Annotated in this window: 27 protein-coding genes; 15 read left to right on the forward strand and 12 right to left on the reverse strand. The window is 74.1% G+C overall.

Features of this window, described 5'->3' with window-relative positions; translation table 11 throughout:
• The first annotated feature begins 16 nt into the window (after positions 1–16).
• From ACIGNX_RS00120 to ACIGNX_RS00130, 3 genes are read left to right on the forward strand one after another with little or no spacing between them, the layout of a single operon-like run.
• Positions 17–1063 carry an ABC transporter permease gene (locus tag ACIGNX_RS00120; protein ID WP_396534578.1) on the forward strand — a complete coding sequence of 349 codons (1047 nt, stop codon included), beginning with the start codon at positions 17–19 and terminating at the stop codon, positions 1061–1063.
• Positions 1060–1935, forward strand: coding sequence for an ABC transporter permease (locus ACIGNX_RS00125; RefSeq protein WP_396534580.1), 876 nt, complete (start codon positions 1060–1062; stop codon positions 1933–1935). Before ACIGNX_RS00120 ends, ACIGNX_RS00125 begins: the two co-directional genes overlap by 4 nt.
• The gene (locus ACIGNX_RS00130) at positions 1932–3551 is read left to right on the forward strand and encodes a dipeptide ABC transporter ATP-binding protein (protein WP_396534582.1); all 1620 of its coding nucleotides are present in this window, start codon (positions 1932–1934) and stop codon (positions 3549–3551) included. The genes ACIGNX_RS00125 and ACIGNX_RS00130 overlap by 4 nt, the downstream gene beginning before the upstream one ends.
• 3 nt (positions 3552–3554) lie before the next feature.
• Here the strand turns inward: ACIGNX_RS00130 and ACIGNX_RS00135 are convergent, their stop codons facing one another.
• From ACIGNX_RS00135 to ACIGNX_RS00145, 3 genes are all read right to left on the reverse strand, one after another.
• Positions 3555–3992, reverse strand: coding sequence for a hypothetical protein (locus ACIGNX_RS00135; protein ID WP_396534584.1), 438 nt, complete (start codon positions 3990–3992; stop codon positions 3555–3557).
• 88 nt (positions 3993–4080) lie between these two features.
• On the reverse strand, positions 4081–4434 hold the full coding sequence (locus ACIGNX_RS00140) for a transposase (RefSeq protein WP_396534586.1): 354 nt from the start codon (positions 4432–4434) through the stop codon (positions 4081–4083).
• A gap of 100 nt (positions 4435–4534) precedes the next feature.
• The gene (locus tag ACIGNX_RS00145; protein WP_396534588.1) at positions 4535–5317 is read right to left on the reverse strand and encodes an SGNH/GDSL hydrolase family protein; all 783 of its coding nucleotides are present in this window, start codon (positions 5315–5317) and stop codon (positions 4535–4537) included.
• Positions 5318–5470: 153 nt separating this feature from the next.
• Between ACIGNX_RS00145 and ACIGNX_RS00150 the strand changes: the two genes are divergently transcribed.
• From ACIGNX_RS00150 to ACIGNX_RS00165, 4 genes are all read left to right on the forward strand, one after another.
• Positions 5471–6073 carry a TetR/AcrR family transcriptional regulator gene (locus ACIGNX_RS00150; protein WP_396534590.1) on the forward strand — a complete coding sequence of 201 codons (603 nt, stop codon included), beginning with the start codon at positions 5471–5473 and terminating at the stop codon, positions 6071–6073.
• Positions 6074–6107: 34 nt separating this feature from the next.
• The gene (locus tag ACIGNX_RS00155; protein WP_396534592.1) at positions 6108–6788 is read left to right on the forward strand and encodes a response regulator transcription factor; all 681 of its coding nucleotides are present in this window, start codon (positions 6108–6110) and stop codon (positions 6786–6788) included.
• Entirely contained in the window at positions 6785–8065 is a 1281-nt protein-coding gene (locus ACIGNX_RS00160; RefSeq protein WP_396534594.1) for an ATP-binding protein, read from the forward strand. Before ACIGNX_RS00155 ends, ACIGNX_RS00160 begins: the two co-directional genes overlap by 4 nt.
• A gap of 243 nt (positions 8066–8308) precedes the next feature.
• Entirely contained in the window at positions 8309–9031 is a 723-nt protein-coding gene (locus ACIGNX_RS00165; RefSeq protein ID WP_396534596.1) for a CAP domain-containing protein, read from the forward strand.
• Here the strand turns inward: ACIGNX_RS00165 and ACIGNX_RS00170 are convergent.
• Positions 9013–9504: an Lrp/AsnC family transcriptional regulator gene (locus ACIGNX_RS00170; protein WP_396534598.1), complete on the reverse strand. Its 492-nt coding sequence runs from the start codon at positions 9502–9504 to the stop codon at positions 9013–9015. The two genes, ACIGNX_RS00165 and ACIGNX_RS00170, sit on opposite strands and share 19 nt — an antisense overlap.
• A 123-nt stretch (positions 9505–9627) precedes the next feature.
• Here ACIGNX_RS00170 and pdhA point away from each other — a divergent pair, with 123 nt between their 5' ends.
• The 6 genes from pdhA (at position 9628) to ACIGNX_RS00200 (ending at position 14608) form a co-directional block, all read left to right on the forward strand.
• On the forward strand, positions 9628–10701 hold the full coding sequence (pdhA, locus tag ACIGNX_RS00175) for a pyruvate dehydrogenase (acetyl-transferring) E1 component subunit alpha (protein WP_396534600.1): 1074 nt from the start codon (positions 9628–9630) through the stop codon (positions 10699–10701).
• Positions 10698–11699, forward strand: coding sequence for an alpha-ketoacid dehydrogenase subunit beta (locus tag ACIGNX_RS00180; RefSeq protein WP_396534602.1), 1002 nt, complete (start codon positions 10698–10700; stop codon positions 11697–11699). The genes pdhA and ACIGNX_RS00180 overlap by 4 nt, the downstream gene beginning before the upstream one ends.
• Entirely contained in the window at positions 11692–13053 is a 1362-nt protein-coding gene (locus tag ACIGNX_RS00185; protein ID WP_396534604.1) for a dihydrolipoamide acetyltransferase family protein, read from the forward strand. Before ACIGNX_RS00180 ends, ACIGNX_RS00185 begins: the two co-directional genes overlap by 8 nt.
• 100 nt (positions 13054–13153) lie before the next feature.
• Complete coding sequence (locus tag ACIGNX_RS00190) at positions 13154–13735, forward strand: GNAT family N-acetyltransferase (RefSeq protein ID WP_396534606.1); 582 nt, start codon at positions 13154–13156, stop codon at positions 13733–13735.
• 7 nt (positions 13736–13742) lie between these two features.
• The gene (locus tag ACIGNX_RS00195) at positions 13743–13994 is read left to right on the forward strand and encodes a hypothetical protein (protein WP_396534608.1); all 252 of its coding nucleotides are present in this window, start codon (positions 13743–13745) and stop codon (positions 13992–13994) included.
• The gene (locus ACIGNX_RS00200) at positions 13976–14608 is read left to right on the forward strand and encodes a histone deacetylase (protein ID WP_396534610.1); all 633 of its coding nucleotides are present in this window, start codon (positions 13976–13978) and stop codon (positions 14606–14608) included. The genes ACIGNX_RS00195 and ACIGNX_RS00200 overlap by 19 nt, the downstream gene beginning before the upstream one ends.
• Here the strand turns inward: ACIGNX_RS00200 and ACIGNX_RS00205 are convergent.
• From ACIGNX_RS00205 to ACIGNX_RS00230, 6 genes are all read right to left on the reverse strand, one after another.
• Positions 14601–15359 (reverse strand): GNAT family N-acetyltransferase, encoded by a 759-nt coding sequence (locus tag ACIGNX_RS00205; protein ID WP_396534612.1) that lies wholly within the window; start codon positions 15357–15359, stop codon positions 14601–14603. The genes ACIGNX_RS00200 and ACIGNX_RS00205 overlap by 8 nt on opposite strands.
• A gap of 3 nt (positions 15360–15362) precedes the next feature.
• Positions 15363–16406 carry a GDSL-type esterase/lipase family protein gene (locus ACIGNX_RS00210; protein WP_396534614.1) on the reverse strand — a complete coding sequence of 348 codons (1044 nt, stop codon included), beginning with the start codon at positions 16404–16406 and terminating at the stop codon, positions 15363–15365.
• 6 nt (positions 16407–16412) lie between these two features.
• The gene (locus tag ACIGNX_RS00215; protein ID WP_396534616.1) at positions 16413–17057 is read right to left on the reverse strand and encodes an ABC transporter ATP-binding protein; all 645 of its coding nucleotides are present in this window, start codon (positions 17055–17057) and stop codon (positions 16413–16415) included.
• Entirely contained in the window at positions 17054–17719 is a 666-nt protein-coding gene (locus tag ACIGNX_RS00220) for an ABC transporter ATP-binding protein (protein WP_396534618.1), read from the reverse strand. Before ACIGNX_RS00220 ends, ACIGNX_RS00215 begins: the two co-directional genes overlap by 4 nt.
• Positions 17712–20177: an ABC transporter permease gene (locus ACIGNX_RS00225; protein ID WP_396534620.1), complete on the reverse strand. Its 2466-nt coding sequence runs from the start codon at positions 20175–20177 to the stop codon at positions 17712–17714. The genes ACIGNX_RS00220 and ACIGNX_RS00225 overlap by 8 nt, the downstream gene beginning before the upstream one ends.
• 161 nt (positions 20178–20338) lie before the next feature.
• Positions 20339–20527, reverse strand: a complete 189-nt coding sequence (locus ACIGNX_RS00230; protein ID WP_396534622.1) for a DUF3072 domain-containing protein — start codon at positions 20525–20527, stop codon at positions 20339–20341.
• 141 nt (positions 20528–20668) lie between these two features.
• Between ACIGNX_RS00230 and ACIGNX_RS00235 the strand changes: the two genes are divergently transcribed.
• Entirely contained in the window at positions 20669–22195 is a 1527-nt protein-coding gene (locus ACIGNX_RS00235; RefSeq protein ID WP_396534624.1) for a chitinase, read from the forward strand.
• Between the two features lie 46 nt (positions 22196–22241).
• Here the strand turns inward: ACIGNX_RS00235 and ACIGNX_RS00240 are convergent, their stop codons facing one another.
• A complete protein-coding gene (locus ACIGNX_RS00240; RefSeq protein WP_396534626.1) occupies positions 22242–23735 on the reverse strand; it encodes a methionine--tRNA ligase in 1494 nt (497 codons plus the stop codon).
• Between the two features lie 738 nt (positions 23736–24473).
• On the opposite strand from ACIGNX_RS00240, the gene ACIGNX_RS00245 reads away from it, so the two are divergent.
• A complete protein-coding gene (locus ACIGNX_RS00245) occupies positions 24474–24812 on the forward strand; it encodes a hypothetical protein (RefSeq protein WP_396534628.1) in 339 nt (112 codons plus the stop codon).
• Positions 24813–24959: 147 nt separating this feature from the next.
• On the opposite strand, the gene ACIGNX_RS00250 is transcribed toward ACIGNX_RS00245, so the two are convergent.
• Positions 24960–25739 (reverse strand): hypothetical protein, encoded by a 780-nt coding sequence (locus tag ACIGNX_RS00250; RefSeq protein WP_396534630.1) that lies wholly within the window; start codon positions 25737–25739, stop codon positions 24960–24962.
• Between the last annotated feature and the right edge of the window lie 151 nt (positions 25740–25890).

Genomic DNA, 25890 nt, shown 5'->3' on the forward strand with positions numbered 1-25890 from the left:
CCGTTGGGAGCCCTCGATGACCAACCCCGCCCACCCCGCCGCCACCACCGGTGCCGGTGCCACCCGCGCCGCCGCCCTCCGCGACCTCGCCCGGGTCGTCGCGGCCAAGCTCGGTCGCGCCGTCGCCGTCATCCTGGCGGCCTACTCGGCCTCGTTCTTCCTGCTGTTCGTGCTCCCCGGCGACGCCGTGCTGGCCCGCATCGGCACCACCGACACCATCGGCTCGGCCGACGTCGCCGGCCTCGACCTCGACCTCCTGCGCGACGAGGTCGGCCTGTCCGACAGCCTGTGGACGCAGTACCTCAACGGCATCACCGGCCTGCTGCGCGGCGACCTCGGCCGGTCGCTGGTCACCGAGCAGCCGGTCACCCGGCTGCTCGCCGAGGTGCTGCCCAACACCGTCACGCTGGCCGCCGTCTCCCTGGCGGTCTCGGTGCCGCTCGGCTTCCTGCTCGCCGTGCTCGCGGTCGTGCCGCGGTCGCGGGCGGTCCGGTCGCTGGCGTCGCTGATCCCCTCGGCGTACGTGAGCCTGCCGGTGTTCTGGGTCGGCATCCTGTTCGTCTACCTCTTCTCCATCACGCTCGGCTGGTTCCCGTCCAACGGCAGCCGGGGACCGGCCTCGCTGGTGCTGCCGGCGGCGGTGCTCGCGCTGCTCGGCGCCGCCCAGTTCGCCCAGGTGCTCATCAGCGGCCTGCGCACCGAGCTGGCGGCCACCTACGCGGCCGTCACCGCGCCCGCCAAGGGCGCGAGCCGGCTGCACACCCTGTACCGGCACTGCCTGCGCAACGCGTCGTTCCCGTTCCTGGCGGTGTTCGGGCTGCGCGTCGGCCAGTTGCTCGGCGGCACGGTCGTGGTCGAGGTCGTGTTCTCCCGCGTCGGGCTGGGCCGGCTCATGGTCGACTCGGTCAAGGCGGTGGACCTGACCGTCGTCCTCGGCCTGGTCGTGGTGCTGGCCGCCGCCTACGTCGTCGTCAACGCCCTGGTCGACATCGGCTACGTGCTGCTCGACCCCCGTCTGCGCCGCCGCGCGGCGAGCGCCACCACCGCGGAGGCACCGGCGTGACCGACACCCTCGCCACCACCGTCGCCGAACCCGCCCCGGCCGCACCGCCGACGCCCCGCACCACCGGTCGGCGACGCCGGCGGCGCGTCCGCGAGCGGCACCTGCTCCTCGCGCTGCTGGCCGTGCTGGTCCTGGTCGCCGTCTTCCCCGACCTGGTGACCCGGCACGACCCCTACGAGCTGGACGGGCTGCCGTTCACCGCGCCCGACGGCGACTTCTGGTTCGGCACCGACGAGATCGGCCGCGACCTGTTCTCCCGGGTGGTGCACGGGCTGCGGATCTCGCTGTTCTCCGCGCTGCTGGCGGTGGTGGTGGCGCTGGTGGCGGGCGCGGTGGTCGGCGTGCTCTCCGGGCTGCGCCCCGGCGGCCCGCTCGACCGCCTGCTCGGCGTGCTCACGGAAGCGATCATGGCCATCCCGGCCGTGCTGCTCGCCCTCGCCGTCATCACGACCTACGGGCGCGGCGCGGTCGTCGCGGCGGTCGCCATCGGCATCGGCGAGGCCACCGGCTTCGCCCGGCTGATCCGGGGCTGCGTGATCCGCTCCGGCACCCTCACCTACGTCGAGGCGGCCCGCACGTGCGGCGCCGGCCCGTGGCGGGTGGTCACCCGCCACGTCCTGCCGAGCATCCGCCACCCGGTCCTGTCCTACACCGCGCTGCACTTCGGCCTGGCCATGCTCGCCATCGGCTCGCTGAGCTACCTCGGCTTCGGCGAGGCCCCGCCGTCGGCGGAGTGGGGCGTGCTGATCGCCGGCGGCCAGAAGTACCTGGCGCACGCCTGGTGGGTCGCCCTCATCCCCGGCTCGGCGCTGACCGCGGTGGTCGTGCTGCTCAGCCGCCTCGCCTACCTGTTGCAGGAGGACCACGCATGACACCGCTCGTCAGGGTCGCCGACCTCACCGTCGCCTACCGGCGCGCGAACGGCGACGCCGAGGACACCGCCCTGGAGTCGGTGTCGCTGGAGATCCCGCGCGGCGAGGTGACCGCGGTGATCGGCGAGTCCGGCTCCGGCAAGAGCACCCTCGCGCACGCCGTCGTGCGCCTGCTGCCGCACAACGGGCGCGTCACCGCGGGCAGCGTCGAGTTCGCGGGGGAGGACGTGCTGCGCCGGCGCGACAAGGAGTTCCGGGCGCTGCGCGGCAGGCACATCGGGTTCGTGCCGCAGGACCCGATCGCCTCGCTCAACCCGACCAGGACGATCGGCGCGCAACTGCGCGAGGCGTTCCGGCTGGCCCACTCGCCGCTGACGCCCGCCCGGGTCGAGGAGCGCATCCGCCAGGACCTGGCCGACGTCGGCTTCCCCGACCCCGGGGCGCTGCTGGCGCGCTACCCGCACGAGCTGTCCGGCGGCATGCGGCAACGGGTCCTGGTCACCATCGCGTTCTCCCAGCGCCCGGAACTGGTCATCGCGGACGAGCCGACCAGCGCGCTGGACGTCCTGGTCGGCCAGGAGGTGCTGCGCGCCATCCACGCCGCCCGCGCCCGGCACGACACCACCGTCGTGCTCATCACCCACGACCTCGCCCTCGCCAGCCGCAACGCCCGCAACGTCGTGGTGCTCGAACGCGGCCGCGTGGTCGAGTCCGGCCCCGTCGCCGAGGTCTTCGCCGAACCGCGGCACGCCTACACCCGGGCGCTGCTGGCCAGCTCCACCCGGGTGGCGCGGGGGCGCGTGATCAGCATCGCCGAGGCGCACCTGCGGCGGACCGGGCAGCCGGTCCGGACGCCCGCTCCCGGCCCGCCCGCCGTCGAGCTGGTCTCGGTGGCCAAGCGGTTCGGCACCGCCAGGCGCGGCACGCAGGCGGTCGACGACGTCTCCCTCACCGTGCCGCGGGGCACCACGTTCGCCCTCGTCGGCGAGTCCGGGTCGGGCAAGACCACCACCGGCAGGCTGATCCTCGGCCTGGAGCGCCCCGACCGCGGCACGGTCCGCGTGCTGGGCCGCGACGTGCCGAACCTGCGCCGCGCCGAGCTGCGCGCGCTGCGCCGGGACGTGCAGGTGGTGTACCAGAGCCCGTTCGACTCGCTGAACCCCGGCATGGCGCTGCGGTCCATCATCGCCGAGCCGCTGGACGCCTTCCGCGTCGGCGACCGCGCGCAGCGGCAGGCCCGCGTGCGCGAGCTGCTGGACCTCGTCCACCTCCCGCAGTCCTATGTGGACCGCAAGCCGGCGGAGCTGTCCGGCGGCCAGCGGCAGCGGGTCGCGATCGCCAGGGCCCTGGCGCTGCGGCCGGAGCTCCTGGTGCTGGACGAGCCGGTGTCCGCCTTGGACGCCACCGTGCAGGCCAGGGTGCTGGACCTGCTCGGGGAACTGCAGCGGGAGCTGGACCTGACCTACTTCCTGGTCACCCACGACCTGGCCGTGGTCGCCGACGTGGCCCGGCACGTCGCCGTCATGCGCGGCGGGCGCATCGTGGAGCACGGCCCGACGTCCGACGTCGTCCTGACGCCGAGAGAGGACTACACCAAGGCGCTGCTGGCCGTGTGAGCCTCACACGGCCGCCGGGACGACGGCGCGGATGTCCACGTCCAACACCGTCGACACGGCGGGCAGCACGCGGCACCCGGCGCGGTACTGCTCCAGCAGCAGCTCCACGTCGGGCTCGGCCAACCCGTCGACCACCACCTCGACCAGCACCCGCCCCACCTTCAACCGGTTCGGCGTGTACCGCGAGGTCCGGGCCCGCACGTGCACGGCTCGCGCGCCGGGGTTGTCGGCGTCGGGGTCGCCGTCGGCCCGCAGCACGTTGAGGAGGTTCACCACCAGCGCGGACACCAGCAGGTCCAGCGGACCGGGCGCCCGGCCCGGCCCGCCCGAGGCCACCGAGCCGTCGGCGAGCAGCTCGAACGCGGGCCCCCGCACGGCGAACCGGCCCCGGACCTCCGTGGTGCAGCCGGTGATGGCGCTGATGTAGTCGTATCCGCTCATCTGCCCTCCAACAAGCGTGGCGCGTCCAGTGTGCGCCAAGGGCAGGGCCGGCACGGCGGTGTACCGCCATCTGGACACTGTGGACGCGTCAGCGCTTGGCCAACTCGGCGGCGAAGATCGCGGACGCCTTCTTCAGCACCTCGATCTCCTCCTCCATCGCCCCGATCCGCTCGTGCGCCGACTCCAGCTCGGCCTCCAGCTCGGCGATGCGGGCCAGCAGCCGCTCCCGCGGCGCCTGCCGCAGCCGGGCGGCCTCGCCCGCGCTGAACATGCCGTCGTCCAGCCGCTTCACCCAGATCCGCAGCGACTGCTCGCCGACCTCGAACTCCTCGGCCACCTCGCGCAGGATCGACCGGTTGCCGGGCTCGGCCTGGCGGCGCTCGACCACGCGGCGGACAGCGGCGGCGCGCACCTCGTCGCTGTACTTCCGCTCGAACGCCATGGCCGCCCCTCCGTCAACGCCGTCTCGCACAGCGTAACGACACCGGGGCCCACCACCCGCCACGCCGGGCCGTGCGGCGGGCGGTGGGCCGGCGGCGCGCTCAGGACGTGGCGGAGTTCAGCAGCGCCAGGTAGCCCTGGCTGTAGCCGGTCGCGTTCGGGTGGAAGGACTCCACCAGGCGCAGCAGGGAGAACGAGTTGATCCACGGCGACCGGCCGCACGCGCCGTGGCCCGCGAAGTGGGCGCGGGCGTCGACGTAGCGGACGCCGGCCGCCGCGGCGCGGGCCGCGATCACCTCGTGCAGGTCGTCGGCGCCGCGGTTGAGGGCGGCGCGCTTGGTCGCGTTCATGCAGGTGCCGTTCGGCTCGACCAGGCGCGGGTAGCCGAGGACCACCACGGTCGCGTTGGGCGCGCGGTCCCGGATGGTGGCGTAGGTGGCGTCGAGGCGGCCGGGCAGCGTGGTGCGGGCCGCCTCGATGCCCGCGTCCACGGCGTTGACGCAGCTCGCGTCGGTCCCGGTGACGCAGGTGATCATGGTGTTGGCGAACCCGACGTCGTTGCCGCCGATGGTGATCGAGACCAGGTCGGTGCCGGCGTCCAGCGCGGCGAACTGGTCGGTCATGCTCTGCGTGGTCGCGCCGCCGCAGGCCGCGTACCTGAACGACGACACCTCGTGCGTGTCCGCCCACAGCGGGGCGTACCCGCGGGAGCTGCGGAAGCACGTGCCGCTCTGGTACGGCGGCGCGCCCGTGCCGGAGGAGTAGGAGTCGCCGAGGGCGACGTAGTCGACGGGGGCGACGTAGTCGACGGGGGCGGCGGCCTGCGCCGCACCGGTCGAGGTCAGCATGACGGCCAGGGCGGCGGGCAGCACCGCGCTCGCCACTCGGAGAAGACGTCCGCGCAACGTCCGGTCCTTCCTCGAGAAGTGCGTGAAGGCAGCGGGTCGCCGACGTTACGAAGCCGTTCCGAGGGATCACAGCCGGTGCTATTCTCATTACCTGCGAGTAACCTCCGTCCGCTCCGCCGGGGTGCCGCCATGACCGTTCCGCGCCGCAGCGACGCCCTGAGGAACCGGGCGGCGATCCTGCGCGCGGCCGAGGAGCTGGTGATCGGCGGCACGACGCCGTCGCCGCCCCGGATCGCCCGGCTGACCGGCCTCGGCCAGGCCACGGTCTACCGGCACTTCCCCGACCGCCGCGCGCTGCTGCTCGCGGTCGCGCGCGAACACCTCGGCCTGCTGGCGAACGCGGCCCGGCGCACCGCCGACGACCCCGCCGCGTTCCGCGCGCTGCTCGGCGCGGTGATGGCCTACCAGGTGGCGATGCGCCCGCTGGTGGAGGAGCTGCGCCGGTTCCCCGAGACCGAGCGGCGCGGGCACGTGCGGCGGCTGCTGGAGGCGCTGCGCGGCCCGTTCGACCGGTCCCGGGCGGCCGGGCACCTGCGCCACGACGTGGTGCTGGACGACGTCGCGGTGGTGCTCACCATGCTCCAGGCGGCCGTCGACCGGACGCCCGACCCGCGCCGCGCGATCCCCGTGCTGCTCGACGGCCTCTTCCGCCCCGCGCCGGAGCAGGTGGTGGCGGAGCAGGCGGTGGCGGAGCAGGTGGTGGCGGAGGAGGCGGTGGCGGGGGAGCGGTGACCCGATCGGGGGACGCCGTACTACGGTGCCCGCCATGGTCTCGGTGCTGCTCGTCGAGGACGACCCGGTGGTGCGGTCGGCGGTGAGCCGGGCGCTGACCGGGCTCGGGCACGCGGTCCTGCCCGTCGGCACGGCCCTGGGGGCGCTGCGGGAGATCACCGGCGGCCGGTTCGACCTCGTCGTGCTGGACCTGGGCCTGCCCGACATGGACGGCGCGGACGCCCTGCGCATGATGCGCGGGGTGTGCGACGTGCCGGTCATCGTGGCCACCGCCCGGGACGACGAGGCCGAGATCGTGCGGCTGCTCAACGCGGGTGCCGACGACTACCTGGTCAAGCCGTTCTCCAGCGAGCACCTCGCCGCCCGGCTGTCGGCGGTGCTGCGGCGGGCGCGCAAGGACGCGCCGCCGGCCGCGTTCCGCGTCGGCCGGCTGACCGTCGACCCGGACCGCCGCGAGGCCCACCTGGACGGCCGGGAGCTGAACCTCACCCGCAAGGAGTTCGACCTGCTGGCCTACCTCGCCGCGCGGGAGGGCAAGGTCGTGCCCCGGGCCGAGCTGCTGGCCAACCTGTGGAACCTGCCCGGCAGGCACGACGACCAGACGCTCGACGTGCACCTGTCGTGGCTGCGGCGCAAGCTGGGCGAACGCGCCGCCCGGCCCCGCTACCTGCACACCGTGCGCGGTGTCGGGTTCAAGCTCACGGCGGCCGAGTGAGGAGGTCGCTCGCCCTCGTCTCGCTGGCCGTCACCTCGATGGTCGCGCTCGCGTTCCTCATCCCGCTCGCCCTGGTGGTGCGCCAGCTCGCCGAGGACCGCGCGCTCGCCGACGCCGAGCGCCTCGCGGGCGCGCTCACCCCCGTGCTGGTGATCACGTCCGACCCCGCGTCGGTCGGCCAGGCGCTCACCAGCACGGCGGGCCGCGTGGCCGTGCACCTGGCCGACGGCCGGGTCGTCGGCGTGCCCGTGGCCACCGAGGAGCAGCTGCGCAACGCCCGGGAGAAGGGCCTGGCGTCGACCGAGCCCGTCGCGGCCGGGTACGTGCACCTCCAGCCCGTGCTGCTGGACCAGGGGCGGGTCGCGGTGGTGGAGGCGTTCGTGCCGCGGGCCGAGCTGTCGCGGGGCGTGGGGCAGGCGTGGCTCGCGCTCAGCGGCGTCGCGGTCCTCCTGGTGCTGGGCTCGGTCCTGGTGGCCGACCGGCTCGGCGCGCGGGTCGTCAGGTCCGCCGCCGCCCTGGCCGACGGCGCGCGCCGGATGGGGCAGGGCGACCTCGCCACCCGGGTCACGCCGAGCGGTCCGCCGGAACTGCTCGACGCGGGGGTCGCGTTCAACCGGATGGCCGACCGGATCGGCCAGCTGGTCGCGAACGAGCGCGAGGTGCTGGCCGACCTCTCGCACCGGTTGCGCACGCCGCTCACCGCGTTGCGGCTGGATTCCGAGACGCTCGGCCAGGACCCGAACGCCAACCGCGTCCGCCAGGCCGTGCACGCGCTGGAGCGCGAGGTCAACGAGCTGATCCGCGCGGCCCGCCGGGAGCTGGACGACCCCGACGGGGGTCGGTGCGACGCGGCCCGGGTCGTGCACGACCGGCTGGTGTTCTGGTCCGCCCTGGCCGACGACCAGCAGCGGCTGTGGAACCTGCGCGGCACCGAGCGGCGCGCCCTCGTGCCGCTCTCCCGCAGCGACCTGGCCGCGGCGATGGACGCCGTGCTGGGCAACGTCTTCCGCCACACCCCCGAGGGCGTCGGGTTCGTCGTCGCGCTGTTCCACCGGACCGATCGCGTGGTCGTCGTGGTCGAGGACGCCGGGCCGGGCATCGACGACCTGGAGGCGGCGTTGCGGCGGGGGAGCAGCGGCGCGGGGTCGACCGGCCTCGGGCTGGACATCGCCCGGCGCGCGGCGGAGGCCACCGGCGGCTCGCTGGTGGTCGACCGCGGTCCGCTCGGCGGCACGCGGGTGCAGCTGCGGCTGGGTCGCGCGGAGGAGCCAGTCTGACGGGTCGCGCCTTTCGCGCACCTGATGCGACCTTTAAATGTTCCTTAAATAAATAGTTGTTGACACTTCTCCCGTTCCGGATAAAGTCATTCACGGAATCGGGTCGGCCGCAGCGCTCTCCCCCCTTGCCCGGACCGCCCGATTCTGCCTTCGGTGCGGCGACCGCGTGCGCTTACCCTGCGAAGAAGCGCACCCGCGGTCGCCGCGCCCGAAATGCCGCCGAATGCAGATCGAGGTTTCCGCGTGTCGCGCAAGAACGCCGTGCTGCCCGTTGCCGCCATTCTCGCCGGGCTGGCCCTGGCCGGGTGCGAGCACCCGGACGGCATGGCCCTGATCGCGGCGAGCGCGACGGCCGCGATGCGCACCACCACCCAGCCCGGGGCCATCGCGCCGACCGCCGCGACCACGCCACCCGGCACCACGCCGTCCGCGACCGGCACGACGACGACGCCCGAGCCGCCGCCCGCCACGACCACCACGAACGAGGCCACGACGAACGGGGCCACGACCACCACCGAACCACCGCGGCAGACGCAAGTTCGGGCCGAACCGCCCGCACCGCCCGCCACCCCCACCCGGACGGACGTCGAGTTGGCCGAGGCGAAGGTGGTCGAGCTGACCAACGGCGAACGCGCCGCCAACGGCTGCCCCGCGCTGGCCGCCGACGACCGGCTGGCCGCCGCCGCCCGCGCGCACAGCGCCGACATGGCCGCGCAGAACTACTTCGACCACGTCTCCAAGGACGGTCGCAGCTTCGTGGACCGGGTGAAGGCCGCCGGCTACCCCGCGCCCGGCGCGGAGAACATCGCCGCCGGCCAGCGCACCCCCGAGGCCGTGGTCAAGGGCTGGATGGACTCGCCCGGCCACCGCGCCAACATCCTCAACTGCAAGCTCAAGGCGCTGGGCGTCGGCATGGCGCGCGGCGGGTCCTACGGCATCTACTGGACTCAGAACTTCGGGTGGTGACCGTCCCGGTCCTCACCGCCGGGGGGCAGCTCGTCGAGCACGAGCACGGTGTGGCTGGACGTCACGTCCGGCATCGTCTGCAACCGCGACAGCACCAGGTCGCGCAGGCTGTGGGCGTCGGGCGCGCGCACCAGCAGCACCAGGTCGTAGTCGCCGGACACCAGCGCGCCGTGCCAGACCTCGGGGATCTCCATGACCCGCTGCCGCACCGCCTTCCACGAGTGCTGGCTGATCTTGAGGTAGACGTAGGCGGAGATGCCGAAGCCGTAGCGCTCCGGGTCGACCACCGCCGCGTACCCCGTGATCACGCCGTCGCGGTGCAGCCGCTCCACCCGCGAGTACGCGCCGGCCCGCGAGATGTGCAGCTTCTCGGCCAGCGACCGCATCGACATCCGCCCGTCCGCGCGCAGCTCCTCCACGATGCGCCGGTCCAGCGCGTCCAGCGGTGCCGAACGTCCAGCCCGTGCCGTCATGTGGTCGACCCTAACCCGCCGGCGCGGCCATTCGTCCGGATTCCGGACCCGGATCTGGAACTTTGGCCGGTGTGAGCCGGACCATGCCCTCCATCTCGCCCCTTGAGACACCCGGAGGAGCCCATGGCCCGCACCCGCGCGCCCGAGCGGACGTTGCTGCCCGGTGACGAACCGCTGTCGCTGCTGCGCAAGGACGGCACGCCGGTGGACGACTCGCCGCTGTCCATGCCCGACGACGACGTGCTGGTCGAGCTGCACCGCCGGATGGTCGTCGGCCGCCGCTTCGACACCCAGGCCACCGCCCTGACCAAGCAGGGCAGGCTCGCGGTGTACCCCTCCTCCCGCGGCCAGGAGGCGTGCGAGGTCGGTTCGGTGCTCGCGCTGCGCCCCACCGACTGGCTGTTCCCGACCTACCGCGACTCGGTCGCCCTGGTCACCCGCGGCGTCGACCCGGCCGAGACGCTGACCCTCCTGCAAGGCGGTTGGCACCTCGGCTACGACCCCTACGAGCACCGCGTCGGCCCGCAGTGCACGCCGCTGGCCACCAACACGCTGCACGCCGTCGGCTTCGCGCACGCGGCGCGGCTCAAGGGCGAGGACACCGCGGCGCTCGTGCTGCTGGGCGACGGCGCGACCTCCGAGGGCGACACCCACGAGGCGCTCAACTTCGCCGGCGTGTGGAAGGCGCCGGTGGTGTTCCTGGTGCAGAACAACGGTTACGCGATCAGCGTGCCGATGTCCAAGCAGAGCGCCGCGCCGTCGTTGGCGCACAAGGGCATCGGCTACGGCGTGCCGTCCGTGCTGGTCGACGGCAACGACGTGGCCGCCGTGTACGCGGTGGTGCGCGAGGCGCTGGAGTCGGGCGGCCCCACGTTGATCGAGGCGCTGACCTACCGCATCGAGGCGCACACCAACGCCGACGACGCCACCCGCTACCGCACGTCCGACGAGGTGGCGTCGTGGCTGGACCGCGACCCCGTCGACCGGCTGGAGGCGTACCTGACCTCCCGGGGGCTGCTCGACCAGGCGCGGCGCGCGGCGGTGGCGGCCGAGGCGGAGGACTTCGCCGCGTCCGTGCGGGCGAAGCTGAACACCGACGTCGTGCCCTCGCCCGACGAGCTGTTCGAGCACGTCTACGCGACCACCCCGCGCCACCTGCGCGAGCAGGCGGCGGTGCTGCGGGAGGAGCTGGCATGACGACGCAGGTGTCCCTGGCCGGCGCGCTGAACCGGGCGTTGGGCGACGCGCTGGCCGAAGACCCGACCGTGCTGGTGTTCGGCGAGGACGTCGGCGCGCTCGGCGGGGTGTTCCGGGTGACCGACGGCCTGGCCGCGCGGTTCGGCGAGCAGCGGGTGTTCGACACGCCGCTGGCCGAGTCCGGCATCGTCGGCACCGCCATCGGCATGGCGATGAACGGCCTGCGCCCCGTGGTGGAGATGCAGTTCGACGCGTTCGCCTACCCGGCGTTCGAGCAGATCACCAGCCACCTGGCCAAGCTGCGCAACCGCACCAGGGGCCGGGTGGGACTGCCGGTGGTGATCCGGGTGCCGTACGGCGGCGGCATCGGCGGCGTCGAGCACCACTGCGACTCGTCGGAGGCGTACTACACGCACACGCCCGGGCTGCGGGTCGTCACGCCCGGCACGCCCGACGACGCCTACCGGCTGCTGCGCGACTCGATCGCCTCGCCGGACCCGGTGATCTTCCTGGAGCCGAAGCGGCGGTACTGGTCGAAGGGCGCGTTGGAGTCCGGGGCGCCGGTCGGGTTCGACCGGGCGCTGGTGCGGCGGCCGGGGCGGGACGTCACGCTCATCGCGTACGGGCCGATGGTCGCGACCGCGCTGGAGACCGCCGAGGCGGCGCGGGAGGAGGGCTGGGACGTCGAGGTGGTGGACCTGCGGTCGCTGTCGCCGTTCGACGACGAGACCGTGTGCGCGTCGGTGGTGAAGACCGGGCGGGCGGTGGTCGTGCACGAGGCGTCCGGGTTCGGCGGGTACGGCGCGGAGGTCGTGGCGCGGGTGACCGAGCGGTGCTTCCACCACCTGCACGCGCCGGTGCTGCGGGTGACCGGGTTCGACATCCCCTACCCGCCGCCGAAGCTGGAGGAGCACCACCTGCCGAGCGTGGACCGCATCCTGGACGCGATCGCCCGGCTGCAGTGGGACGACCGGGTCGTGGGGAGCTACGGTGCCTGACTTCAGGTTGCCCGACCTGGGCGAAGGGCTGACCGAGGGCGAGATCGTCACCTGGCTGGTGTCCGTCGGCGACCACGTGTCGATCGACCAGCCGGTGGTCGAGGTGGAGACGGCGAAGGCCGTGGTCGAGGTCCCGTGCCCGTTCGAGGGCGTGGTGAGCGCGCGGTTCGGCGAGCCGGGGGAGCGGCTGGCCGTCGGTTCGGTGCTGCTGACGGTGGGGGAGCCGGAGCCGGAGCCGCTGCCGGAGTCGTCGGAGTACTCGGGCAACGTCCTGATCGGCTACGGCACCTCCACCACCCCGCGCCGCCGCCGCCGCGCGTCCCACGTCCACGACCCCCGTGTCGTACGTTCGGGACCCCCGAGTTCCACGCTCAGGACCCCGGTGAACGGCTCGCCGGCGGCGAACGGCGCTTCGGCGGCGAACGGCTCGGCCGCCGGACCGGTTCCGGCCGCCGCGCCCGCGGTGATCTCGCCGTTGGTGCGGCAGTTGGCGCGGGAGAACGGCCTGGCGCTGGACCGGATCACCGGCACCGGCCCGGGCGGCGTCATCCGCCGCGCCGACGTGGAGCGCGAACTGGCCGCCCGCACCGCGCCCACCACCGGCCAAGCCGTGCCGGACCAAGCTGTGCCGAACCAAGCAGGACCGGACCGAGCGGGACCGGGCCAGGACGCGCCGGCACCGACCGGTGGCCGCCGCATCCCCCTCCGCGGCCTGCGCGGCACGGTCGCGGCGAAGCTCGTGGCCTCGCGGCGGGAGATCCCCGAAGCCACCGTGTGGGTCGACGTGGACGCCACCGACTTCCTCGCCGCGCGCGCCGCGCTGCCGTCGGTCTCCCTGCTCGCGCTCCTCGCCCGGTTCACCGTGCTGGGCCTGAAGAAGTTCCCCGAGCTGAACTCCCGCGTCGAGGGCGACGAGATCGTGGTCCTCGACCAGGTCCACCTCGGCTTCGCCGCCCAGACCGACCGCGGCCTGGTGGTGCCCGTGGTGCGGGACGCGCAGTCCCTCACCACCGCCGAACTCGCCGCCGCCCTGGCCGCCCGCACCACCGCGGCCCGCGAGGGCAGGCTCACCCCGGCCGACCTGACCGGCGGGACGTTCACGGTCAACAACTACGGCGTGTTCGGCGTCGACGGCTCGGCCGCCATCATCAACCACCCGGAGGCCGCGATCCTCGGCATCGGCCGCATCATGGACCGACCGTGGGCCGTGGACGGGCAGCTGGCCGTGCGCAAGGTCGCCCAGCTGACGCTCGCCTTCGACCACCGGGTGTGCGACGGCGGCACGGCGGGCGGTTTCCTGCGGTTCGTCGCGGACTGCGTCGAATCCCCGATCACCGCCCTGGCCGACCTCTAGCCCCGCCCGGGCCACCGGCACGGCGGCGGGAGCGGCGCGACCCGCTCCCGCCGCGGAAACCCCGACGACGGCGGCCCGTCCGTTTCGTAGATTGACCGGTGTGACCAAGCCCGACTACCCCGTCCGCACCCGACGCCTGACCCTGCGCCCGTTCACCCCCGACGACCACGCGGTGCTGCACTCGTGGATGTCGCGGCCCGACGTGGTGCGCTACCTGTACGGCGAGGCCCGCACCCCCGAGCAGACCGCCGAGAGCCTCCGGCTCAAGACCTCGGTCACCTGGCCGGAGAAGCAGGGCGACCACCTGGCGCTGGCCGTGGAGGCGGACGGCGCGGTCGTCGGCGAGGCCGTGCTCAAGTGGCTCAGCGAGGAGCACCGGCAGGGCGAGGTCGGGTACATCCTGCACCCCGACCACCACGGCAGGGGCTACGCCACCGAGGCCGCCGCCGCCATGCTCGACCTGGGCTTCACCCACCTCGGCCTGCACCGGATCATCGCGTCCTGCGACGCGTTCAACGAACCGTCCTGGCGCGTCATGGAACGGCTCGGCATGCGCCGCGAGGCCCACTTCCGGCACGGCGAGTTCTTCAAGGGCGCGTGGGGCGAGGAGCTGGTCTACGCGATCCTGGAGGACGAGTGGCACCGGATGGCGGACAGCCGGTGGCGGCACGGCGGCGCATGATGGCGCGATGCAGAGGTTCACGGAGGACAGCGGCGCGTACGAGCACTGGTTGGCGCTCCACCAGGACCAGTACGTCATCAACGCCGAGCGCAGCCTGAACCCGGCCAACCTCGTCCTGCACCGCGCCTCCTGCGGCACGATCAACGGCACGCCCGCCCGGGGCGCCACGTGGGTCGGCAGCTACGTCAAGCTCGTCGGCGCGCGCGGGGAGCTGGAGGCCGAGCACCCCACGGCCCGGCCGTGCCGCCTGTGCCTGTGAGCCCGGCGGACGGCGATCTGGTCTGGTACGTCAGCTACGGGTCGAACATGCACGCCGACCGGTTCGCCCGCTACCTCGCGGGCGGCACGCCGGTCGGCGCGACGCGCGGCCACCCGGGCTGCCGCGACCGGGACCCGCCGCGCGAGACCCGGCCGGTGGAGGTGCCGGGCGGGATCTACTTCGCCACCGAGTCGCCCGTCTGGCTGGGCGGCCGGGCGTTCTACGACCCGGACCTGCCCGGTGCCGTCGCCGCCCGCGCCTACCTCGTCACGGCCGGGCAGTTCGCCGACGTCGCCGCCCAGGAGATGTACCGCGACCCGGGCGTGGACCTCGACCTCACCACCGCGGTGGCCGCCGGCAGGCACGCGCTGGGACCGGGCCGCTACGAGACCCTGCTCCACCTCGGCGGGCACGACGGGCACCCGGCGCTGACGTTCACCGCCCCGTGGTCCTCCGCCGACGTCGCGCACACCAAGCCGTCGGCGGCCTACCTCGCCGTGCTCGCCTCCGGCCTGGCGGAGGCGCACGGCCGGCCCGCCGAGTGGATCGCCCGCTACCTCGCCCGCGCCACCCCGTTCTGGACCGGGGTTGAGATCGCCGCCCTGCTCACGTGAGCTCCGGCAGCCACTCGTAGGTGCTCACCACGCAGCACTCCCGGAACCCGAGCCGCCGGTAGACGCCGATGCCCGACGGCGAGGCGGTGAGGACCGCGACCCGGCAGCCGGCGGCCTCCCGCAGCGCCGCCGCCGTCATCGCCGTGCCGATGCCCCGGCCACGCCACTCGGGCAGCGTGACCACGTAGTGCACGGCCGCCACCCCGCCGGCCAGGAACGCGTACGCCGTCGCCGCGGGACGCCCGTCCAGGTAGCCCACGACCATGCGCAACGGGCCCGTCGGCCCGAACGGCAGCGCCGAGTACACCCCGTGCCAGCGCTCGGTCGTCTCCGGCGGGCCGCCGCACCCCCACACGTCCACCCAGTCGCGCACGCCGGCCGCGTCCACCACGGGCCGGATCGACAGACCGGGCACCGCGGGCGCGTCCGGGAGCGGCCGGTCCAGATCCAGCCACATCCCCGGCTCGTCCTCGACGTGGCGCAGGCCGTGCCGGACGAGGTCCTCGGCGCGGCCCGCGCCCAGGCCGACCTCCCAGTGGAGCGGCAGCCGCCGCGCCCGGAAGTGGTCGAGCACCGGACCGACCGACTCCGTGCCGCCCTCGTACCGGCCGTTGAACACGCTGTCGGCGACCCCGGTGTCCACCCAGCGCACACCCGGGCGCTCGTGCAGCGCCGCCCCGGGCAGCGAACCCAGCAGCACGGCGAACGCGGCCTTGCTCGCGGCCAGCGCCGCCACGCCTCCCGGCCGCACCGGTCAGTCCTTCGCGACCACCGCGGTGAGGTTGCCGTCGGCGCCGGCGACGCACGAACCCTCCCGCGCGGTCGTGGTCAGGAACTCCGACATGCACCGGCCGAACTGCTCGTAGCCCCGGTCGTTGGGGTGGAACGACTCCTGCAACGCGTGCCGCGCCCGGGTCTCGTCCCGCAGGCCGTCGAAGTCCACGGTCAACCGGGTGAACCACTCGCGGTCGGCGCGGTCACCGCCCGTGCACGCCTCGCGCTTCTCCCCGGCCTTGGCCAGGTCGAGGAACCGGGCCCCGGCCTCCTTCGCCGCCGTCCGCAGGCCGCCCGAGAGCTGCTCGACCGCCCGGTCGCGGACCCACTCCAGGTCACCGGTGCGCAGCGGGCACCCGGCCAGGTTCTGCAGCTCGAACGGCAGGCCCGGCGCGACCGGCGCGGCGTAGGACTGGAGCACCAGCGTGTACGAGCGGGGTGTGTAGCCCTCCTCCTGCAACACCTGGCGGACGTCGCGCAGCGCGCGCTCCACCTTCGGCGTCATCCGCTCGACCCGGGCCCTCCACTCGTCGGCCATGCCCTTCGCGCAGTCGGTCCGGCGCTCGATCCACGCCCGCAGGCACGCGCCGAGCACGTCGGCGAACCGCGGGTCGTCGTTCGCGCCCACCGCCACCACGACCACCGACACCCGGTACTCGCGCGCGATCGCCGCCAACCGCCTGGCCTGCGAGCCCTCGGTGTTGCGCACCTGGTCGGTGAGGCCGACCTGCTCGGCGTTCGCGCCCGAGCAGGCCAGGTTGAACACCCGGTCCACGCCGTCGACGTGCGTCCGGTGCACCGACGCCTTGGTCGAGCGGTGGCACCAGTTGCCGTTCTCGCCGTCGGTGCCCGGCTCGTAGGACCCCGCGCCCTCGCCCGCCATGGTGCTGTCGCCGAGCGCCACGAGGGCCCGCGGCGCGTCGCGCCCCGGCCCCGGCATGGCCGGGTACGGCGAGTCGCTGACCAGCAGCGACAGGGCGATCAGCGGGAAGATCAGGGCAACGGACAGCAGTCGGCGCGACATCGACCCCTATCCTACGGAGATCCGCCCGCGGTCGAGCACCAACGTGCGGTCCGCCGCCCGGTGCACCTCGTCGTGGTGCGTGGCGACCAGCACCGCCGCCCCCGCGTCCGCCGCCCGGCGCAGCACGTGAACCGCCGTCGGCCCGGTGCGCTGGTCGAGGTGCGCGGTCGGCTCGTCGGCCAGCAGCACGCGCGGCTCGCCGATCACGGCCCGCGCGAGCGCCGCCCGCTGCTGCTGCCCGAACGACACCTCGCCCGGGTACCGGTCGGCCAGCTCGCCGACGCCCAGCTCCTCCAGCAGCTCGGTCACCCGGTCGAGCGAACCCCCGGCGCGGCCGAGCCGGATCGGCAGCGCCACGTTCTCCGCCAGCGTCAACTCCCCGGCCAACCCGAGCGCCTGCGGCAGCAGCGCGCACACCTTCCACGGCGGCGGTGACGTCAGCACCTCGCCCGCCAGCTCGACGGTCCCCGCGTCGGCCCGGTCGAACCCCGCCAGCACGGCCAGCAGCGCGCTCTTGCCCGACCCGGACGGCCCGGACAGCGTCACCAGCTCGCCGGCCGCCACCTCCAGGTCCACCCCGCGCAGCACGGGCACCGGCCCGCTCGCGTGCCGGAACGTCCGCTCGACCCCCGTCGCCCGCAACGCCGTCATGCCACCAGCACCCCGTTCCGCAGGTCGAACCTCGTGTCGGCCAACGCGATGAGCCGCGGGTCGTGCGAGGCCACCACGACCGGCACGCCCCGCCGCGCGAGGTCGGCCAGCGTCTCCAGCACCAGGTCGGCCGACGCCGCGTCCAGTTGCGAGGTCGGCTCGTCGGCCAGCACGACGCCCGCCTGCCGCGCCAGCGCGCAGCCGAACGACAGCCGCTGCTGCTGCCCGCCCGACATCGCCGACACCTTCCAGCCGGCCGTGCCCGGCAGCCCGAGCCGCTCCAGCACCTCGTCCACCCGCACGGACCGGCCCGCCGCCTGGGCCGCCGCGCGCAGGTTGTCGCCCACGTCGAGGTGGCCGATCAGGTTGTCCGCGGGGTTCTGGAACACCAGCGCGACGTCACGCCGCCGCAGCGCCCGCCGCGCCCGCGACGACAGCCGGGCCGTGCCCCGGCCGCGCAGCTCCACGCCACCGCGCGTGGGCCGCTCCACCAGGCTCAGCACCCGCAGCAACGTCGACTTGCCCGACCCGGACGGACCGGCCAGGACCGTCAACCCGGTCGCCGGCACGTCCAGCGACACGTCCGACACGGCGGTGACCGCGCCGGCCGGCGTGCGGTACTCCACCCCCACCCCGCGCAGCCGCAACACGTGCTCAACCACGGATCAGCTCCCCGATCTTCGCCGAGCGCGCGGAGCGCACCGCGACCCACGCCGCCACCAGCACCACCAGCACGCTCCCCGCCGCGGTCGTCGCCAGCAGCGGCACGACGTCGGGCACCTGCGGCGCCGGCGTCAACCGCGGCGCGGGGTCGAGCTTCGGCACGGTGAAACCGCTGCTCACCGCGCCCGCGACCAGGCCGACGACCACCGCGGAGCCGGCCACCGCGCCCAGTTCCAGCAGGTGGCTGCGCAGCATCGCGCCCGGTCCCAGGCCCATCCGGGAGCTGAACGCCCCCGACAGCGCGTTCTGCCGCCGCCGGACCTCCACCGCCAGCAGCAGCGCGATCGACGCCACCACCGCCAGCACCGCGCCCAGCGCCGTGACGAACCCGAACGTCCACCGGATCGTCAGGAACGGCAGGCCCTGCACCGCCTTCTCCTTCTCGTCGACGTTGCGCGACAGCTTCACGCCCGCCGCCGACAGGGCCCCGGTCAGCTCGGCCAGGGGCTTGCGCGACCACACGTACCAGGAGCCGACGTCGTCGCGGTCGGCGATGCGGTCGACCGGCACGACCCAGCCGGACGTGCCGAGCTTCGGGAACGACGGCACCCACGCGTCCGGCTCGATCGCCGGCAGGCCGGGCAACCGCACCTCGCGGCGCGGCGCGTCGCCGACCCGCAGCGGCTCGGCCAGCAGCGCGGGGTCGATCCCGAACGGCACCGCGCCGTCGCGGAACGTCCTCGGGTCCACGACGAGCGCCCTGCGGCCGTACTGCTCGACGTAGCCGACGATGGTGGAGTCGCCGCGCAGGGCCGGAGGCAGCTCGGTCACCTTGGACGAGACCTGGGCGTAGCTGTTCGCGCCGGTGAACATGCCGGACTTGACCTCCAGCGCGGTGCGCTGCGACCCCGCGATGGCGGTGCCGACCGCCATCGTGCCCACGGCCAGCGCGCCGACCAGCAGCACGCCGGTCACCGGGCCCGCGGCCGCCGCGAGCCGCCGGATCGCCAGTTGCGCGACCGGCCGGGACCACAGCCGCGCCCGGTGCGAGGCGGCCAGCGCCCAGCGGCCCGACCGGGCCGCCAGCAGTGCCGCGGTCAGCACGACGAGCAGCGGGAACGCCAGCGCGGCGGCGTCGATGCGCGGCAGCCCGCCGATCTTGGTCGTGGTGGCCAGGCCGCTGTGCTGCACCCGGTTCCACGCCCACACCGAGAGGGCGGCGGTGGCCAGTTCCCACGGCAGCGCGGTCAGCACCTTCCGCAGCCGGTTGCCGCGGCCCGCGACCTGGAACACCCGGTGGGCGCGCAGCGCGGCGGTGGCCCAGGCGACCGCGAGGCTCGCGGCCACGACCACCACCACGGCCAGGGCCGCCGCGGTGGTGGTCCCCGGCGGCAGCACGTCCGACGGCGCGTAGCCGGGCAGCAGCAGCCTCGCCGTGCCGAACCCGGCCGCGCCGCCGAGCACGAGCGGCAGACCCAGCTCCAGCACGCCCCGGCCGCCGAGCGCGACGGGTCCCGCGCCGCGCACCCACAGCAGCCGCAGCTCCGACTGGCGGCGCTGCACCCACTGCACGGTCACCGTGGCGACGCCCGCCAGGCCGACGAGCAGGCTGATCAGGGTCAGGGGCAGCACGGCCGAGCGCACGTTGACGACGGTCTGCGCGGCGTTCTCGACCGGCAGGACCAGCGGCGACACGACCCGGTTGAACCCCTCCCGGATCGGCGCGACGCGGGCGGTGCCCCCGGCGAGCAGCGCGCGGGCCTCGTCCACCGTGCGCGGTTCGTCGGCGGGGAAGCGCACGGTCACGTCCGTGGGCCCGGTGACCTCGGCCGGCAGGTCGTAGAACGACTCGGCGCTGGGCAGCCACACGACGGCGGTGGCCAGCTCGTCGCGGTCGAGCGCGTTGGGCACGACGAAGGCGCGCTCCGAGCACCACCAGTCGGGCAGCGGGTCGGTGACGTCGGCGTACACGGCGGTGACCGGTGGCAGCCGACCGCCCAGGCCGCGCTCGCCCAGCCGCAGGTCGGTGGTGGCGGCGATGCTCTGCGGCACCCACAGGCCGTCTCTGGAACCGCCCTGGAGGACCTTGAGGTGGTCCATGGCCCCGGGGCGGTAGCCGAACTTGGCGTAGGTCTGCCCGCCGCCGAAGTCGGTCCGCTTCTCCCGGGTGTACATGCCGATGAGCATGGGCGTGTCACCCATGGCGTCGGTGATCGCCTTGATGCCCTCGGCGATGTGCTCGTGCGGCGCGCCCGCGGTGGACTCCAGCGACGGGTGCAGCGCCTGCTTGCACAGCCGGTCCTGCTGATAGGCGAGCGCGGCGCTGCCGGAGGCGGCCGAGTGCATCACCGCGGCGGCCACCACGAAGCTCAGCAGCAGCGCGGTGACCACGCTGACCAGCAGCGTCAACGGACTCGACAGGGCCGCGCGCGGCGCGGCCCGCCAGGGGATCTGCACCAGCGCACGGTAACCGGCGACCTCCCCCGACAGGAGTGCTTTCGCGCCCGGCGTCGATCACCCGGACGATTTCCGGACAACGCGTCCCGTTGTCCGGCGTCGGCGGACCGGGCCGGACACGGCCGGTCGGGGCGCGGCACACCCGTGCCGCGCCCGCCCCGTCACCGGCCTCGGCCGGTCTTCTCCTGCAACCGGTCGATCAGCTGCGACGCCTCGACCTTGGTGAGCCCGTCCGGCACCTCCTCGCCCGCTTCCTGCGCCAACGTGTGCAGGTAGGACTCCTGGGGGCCGGTCATCGGCTCGTCGCCGGTCGTCCAGTCGTCCGGGTCCTTCTCCGGATTGCGGTCCACGTGCCTCTCCCTTCCTCGAACGCCCGTTCGAGGTACCCGCTGCGCCGTTCGGTTTAACCACTTCCGACCCGCTCTTGACAGAGTGATGGTGGTCTAGTCCAATTTCTCCACCTGGAGGCCGCCACCGCTGGGAGGAGACGAATGTCGCGCAGGGTCCTGTTCGCCCGGGTGGCGGCGGTGGGGGCGTTGGTGGTGGCCGCCGCGGCGGTCGGCCTCACGCCCGCCTACGCCGCGTCCGTCACGGCGACGTTCGCCAAGACGTCGAGCTGGGACACCGGCTACACGGCGCAGTTCACGATCAAGAACGACACCAGCGCGGCCGTCTCCGGGTGGAAGGTCGAGTTCGACCTGCCCGCCGGGACGACGGTCGGCGCCTACTGGGACGCGTTGCAGACGAACTCGGGCGGGCACTACGCGTTCACCCACCGCGACTACAACGCCACCGTCGCGCCGGGCGCGTCCGTGACCTTCGGCTTCAACGCCACCGGCACCGCGAGCCCGGCCAACTGCAAGATCAACGGGGCGTCGTGCGCCGGTGCGCCGATCACGACGACGACCACCTCCACGACCACCACCACGACCTCCACCACCACGACGACCACGACCACCGGGTCGACCACGACCACGACGACCACCACGACGGCGCCGCCCACCGGCCTGCCGAAGCGGGTCCTGGTCGGCTACCTGCACGCCAGCTTCGCCAACGGCTCCGGCTACATCCGGATGAAGGACGTCTCCGACGACTGGGACATCATCAACCTGTCCTTCGCCGAACCGACCTCCGCCACCTCCGGCGAGCTGCGCTTCGCCCAGTGCCCCGTCGCCGAGTGCCCGAACGTCGAGTCCGAGGCCGAGTTCATCGCGGGCATCCGCGACAAGCAGGCCAAGGGCAAGAAGGTGCTGATCTCGATCGGCGGCGCGAACGGCCAGGTGCAGCTGTCCACCACGGCCGCCCGCGACGCGTTCGTCCGCTCCGCCTCGGCGATCATCGACAAGTACGGCCTCGACGGGCTCGACGTCGACTTCGAGGGCCACTCGCTGTCGCTCAACGCGAACGACACCGACTTCCGCGCGCCCACCACGCCGGTGATCGTCAACCTCATCCAGGCGCTGAAGACGCTCAAGGCCCGCTACGGCGCGAAGTTCGTGCTCACCATGGCCCCGGAGACGTTCTTCGTGCAGGTCGGCTACCAGTTCTACGGCGGCGGCAGCGGCGCGGACCCCCGGGCCGGCGCGTACCTGCCGGTCATCCACGCGCTGCGCGACGACCTGACCCTGCTGCACGTCCAGCACTACAACTCCGGCCCGATCATGGGCCTGGACAACCAGTACCACACGATGGGTGGGATGGACTTCCACGTGTCGATGGCGGACATGGTGCTGGCGGGGTTCCCGGTGCGCGGTGACGCGACGAAGGTGTTCCCCGGCCTGCGGCAGGACCAGGTGGCGATCGGCCTGCCGGCGAGCATCAACGCCGGCAACGGGTTCACGTCGGTGACCGAGGTGCAGCGGGCGCTCGACTGCCTGATGAAGGGCGCGAACTGCGGCCCGTACAAGCCGAAGGCGGTCTACCCGAACCTGCGCGGCCTGATGACGTGGTCGATCAACTGGGACCGCTACAACAACTTCGAGTTCTCCCGCTCGCACCGCGCCTACCTGCCGCGGTAGCCGGACGGCGGACCCGCCGGGGTGCCACCCGGCGGGTCCGCGGCGCTCACAGCCTCGGGAACAGCGGCCGGGGCGCGGGCAGCGGGCCCGACAGCGCCACGCACTGCTCGGAGATCCGCGCGGCCAGCGTCGGCAGGAACGGCGTCAGGTGCGTGGCCAGGCACCGGCACGCCTCCAGCAGCGCGGCGATCGCCGCGTCCAGCTGCCGACCCGCCTCCGCGTCGCCGTCCCGCTCGGCCCGCGCCAGGTCCCACGGCCGCACCCGCTCCACGTGCCGGTTCGCCTCCTCCACGATCCGCCATACCGCCGCCGTCGCCCGCCGGAAGTCGAACTCGGCGAGGGCGGCGCGCACGAGCTCCGGCGCGTCCTGGCACGCCTCCCGCAACGGCCCGGCACCCGGGGTCGTCGCGGGCGGGCGGCCGTCGCGGTAGCGGTGGACCACCACGGCCACCCGGTTGACCAGGTTGCCCAGGCCGTTGGCCAGGTCCTCGTTCGCCCGGGCCACCAGCCGTGCCTCGGTGAAGTCGGTGTCGCCCACGCGCGGCACGTCCCGCAGCAGCCACCACCGCACCGCGTCCACGCCGTACCGGTCGACCAGCGCCACCGGGTCGGCCGTCGCACCCGCCGACTTGCTGATCTTGCGCCCGTCGGTGGTGAGGTAGTCGTGCACCAGGATGTCGGTCGGCAGCGGCTCGCCCGCCGACAGCAGCATCGCGAGCCACTGCACGGCGTGGAACCGCAGCACGCCCTTGCCGATCACGTGCACCCGCCGGTCGCCCCCGACCCACCAGCGGCGGTGGTTCGAGCCCTCACCGCCGTAACCCAGGCTGGAGACGTAGTTGACCAGCGCGTCCCACCAGACGGAGACGACCTGGTCCGGGTCGCCCGGCACGGGGATGCCCCAGCCGTGGGCGCGGGCGCGCGACCGGGAGGCCGAGAAGTCGTGCAGGCCGGTGGCGAGGAAGGCCAGCACCTCGTTGCGCCGGGCGGCGGGCTCGATCCGGACCACGCCGCCCGCGATCAGTTCGCGCAGCCGGTCGGCGTGGCGGGACAGGCGGAAGAACCAGTTCTCCTCGGCGACGACCCCGGGCTCGACGTCGTGCTCCGGGCACCTGCCGTCGACCAGGTCGGCCGGGGCGCAGAACTGCTCGCACCCCAGGCAGTAGAGGCCCTCGTAGTGCCGGCGGTACAGGTCGCCCGCGTCGGCGCAGGCCCGCCAGAGCCGTTCCACGCCGACGCGGTGCCTGGCGTCGCGGCTGGTGCGGATGAAGTCGGTGGACGACAGCGCCAGCGGCTCGCGCAGGGCCGCGAACGCCGCCGCGTTGCGGTCGACCAGCTCGGCGGTCGGCAGGCCCGCCGCGCGTGCCGCCAGGACGTTCTTCAGCGAGTTGTCGTCCGTGCCGGTGAGGAACCGCACCCGGTCGCCCAGCAGGCGGTGGTGCCGGGCCAGCACGTCGGCCTGCACGAGCTCCAGGGCGAACCCCAGGTGCGGGCGCGCGTTGACGTAGGGGATGGCGGTGGTGACGTAGTAGCGCGACATCGGAACCTCCTGGTGCGGGGGCCCGAGCCGGCCGGAGACCCCCTGGGACGGGGGCCTCGGACGTCATCCGTGCAGCGTCGGCCGCCCCGCGTGGCGGGGCGACATGACCGAGGGCGACGTGGGCACGGCGGTCACGCTAACAGCGCCACCGCCCGTCCCGCGCCCGGTTTTCCGGGGCCTGGTTCTCCGGTGGTCAGGGGACCGCGGTCACCCCCCCCGGCACTCCCGGTCGCGCGGCACGACGCCGTCCAGGAGGAACGCGTCGACCGGCCGGGACGCCACCGGCCCGGGTCCGTGCCGAGGCACGCCCGCACCCACTTCCAGTGCCGAGCCGAGGTCCGCACGATCGGCGCGACTTCGACGCCGCGCCGCCACAGCTCCCGCCACAGCTCCCGCCACTGCTCGCCGGTCGTCGTGGTCCGGTCGGAGAAGTCGTTGCAGCGCAACGGGATTCGGGTGTCGGAGGTGGGCTCGCCGACCGCGCGGTCCGCGCCGTCGGCCCACCGCCACCCCGCGAGGGTGTCGGCGGCTCACCGCAACCACCTCGGGTTGTCCTTGTAGCAGCAGAGGCCGGAGAACACCTCGGTGAGCGCGTCGGGCGTCACGGGTCGGCACTCGGCGTCGCGGAGCCGGATCGGGTGATGCGTCCGTTCTCGCCTTCCACGCCGGCGCCGGGCCGACTGCACTTGTCGGCGAAGACCCCGGGCCGTCGGGGTCCATCATCGGGAAGGACGGAAGGTGCCCGTTCTGCGCAAGGTCGTGACGACCGGAGTCGCGATGGCGGCGGGGCTGCCCGTGGTGGCGGGTACCGGTTCCGCGGCACCGGCGGGGGCTGACGAGGACCGGCTCAACGCCGCCCGCACCGTGCGGAACCACCCGACGAAGAAGGCCTTGAAGGACGTGTGGAAGACAACCCCCGCCTACAGCATCAAGGGGGACGGCACGAAGACGAGCAGGGGGACGCTGACGGCGGGACCGAAGAGGTACTTCCACTGCCAGAAGAACCGGGGCCAGGGCTACCGGGAGACGGTGTGGGACTCCGGGGGCGGAGGTACCCGAACACGTGGTGGGCGCTGACGGACGTCCCGGGTGCGTCCAACGTGTGGGTCAACGTCGTCTACCTCACCGGCGGTGAGAACGACAGGCCCGAGCCCCGTCTGCCGCAGGGAACGTGACCGACGCCGGGGCGGGGACGGGCCCGCGGTCGGGCCCGTCCCCGTTCGCCTAGCAGCCGATGCGCTGCGCGCCCAGGGCGATGTCGTCCAGCCACAGGTCGTGGGTCGCGTCGTTGGGCTGGTAGAGCTGCCAGCCCAGCTTGACCGTGTCGAACCGCGGGAACAGGAAGTCGACCGGGTTGCCGCCGTGCACCCGGGTGGACACGGTCAGGTCCGGCTTCGGCACGCCGTCGAACCACAGCGTGATCCGGTTGTCCGAGGCGTCCATGTGCCACTCGACGCACTGCCACGCGCCCGCCTCGGACGGCGCGGACTCGCGCCAGTTGGTCCAGTCGCCGGTCGGGCCGCCGTCCGCGCCGACGCCCCACAGGGCCTTGTCGAGCGTGGGCACGTACTGGCCGCCCAGCGGTCGCACGACCTCCGGGCCGACGCCCGTGGCCTCGACCAGCGTGTAGTGCGCCCAGTCCGGCGCGTCGGGGAACGCCGCGACGCGCAGCCGCACCCGGCCGTAGAAGCTGTTCCCCGGCGCGGCGAAGTCGTCCACCTTGAGGAACGCCCGGCCGTTGCCGACGGTCCGCACGTGCAGCGCCTTCTGCCCGCGCCGGTCGCGCTCGACCTCCAGCGAGCCGTCGCGGGTGTCGACGCCCCACTTCAGGCTCGTGCCCGCACCGGTGGGCACGAGCTGGAAGTCCTCGCAGAACAGCAGGCCGGGACGGGCGCAGGTCTTCAGCCGGTGATCGGCTCGGTCGGGGGCGGCGGCGTCGGCGACCGGGAGGGCGACGACCGACAGCAGGGCGGCGAGGACCGCCGTGGACAACCGTTTCCGCACGGGTGGCTCCTTCTGCGCTGAGGGGGCAGCGGGAACCTACCGGCTCTGGGAACGCTCCCATACCCCTGAGCGGCGCAACGGTGCCGATCCCGTGGGCCGATCCGCTGGGCCGATCCCGTGGGCCGATCCGGCGGTGCCGATCCCGTGGAGC

It is taken from the genome of Actinosynnema sp. NPDC053489, assembly GCF_044544865.1.
In the GTDB taxonomy this organism is placed as follows: Bacteria; Actinomycetota; Actinomycetes; order Mycobacteriales; family Pseudonocardiaceae; genus Actinosynnema.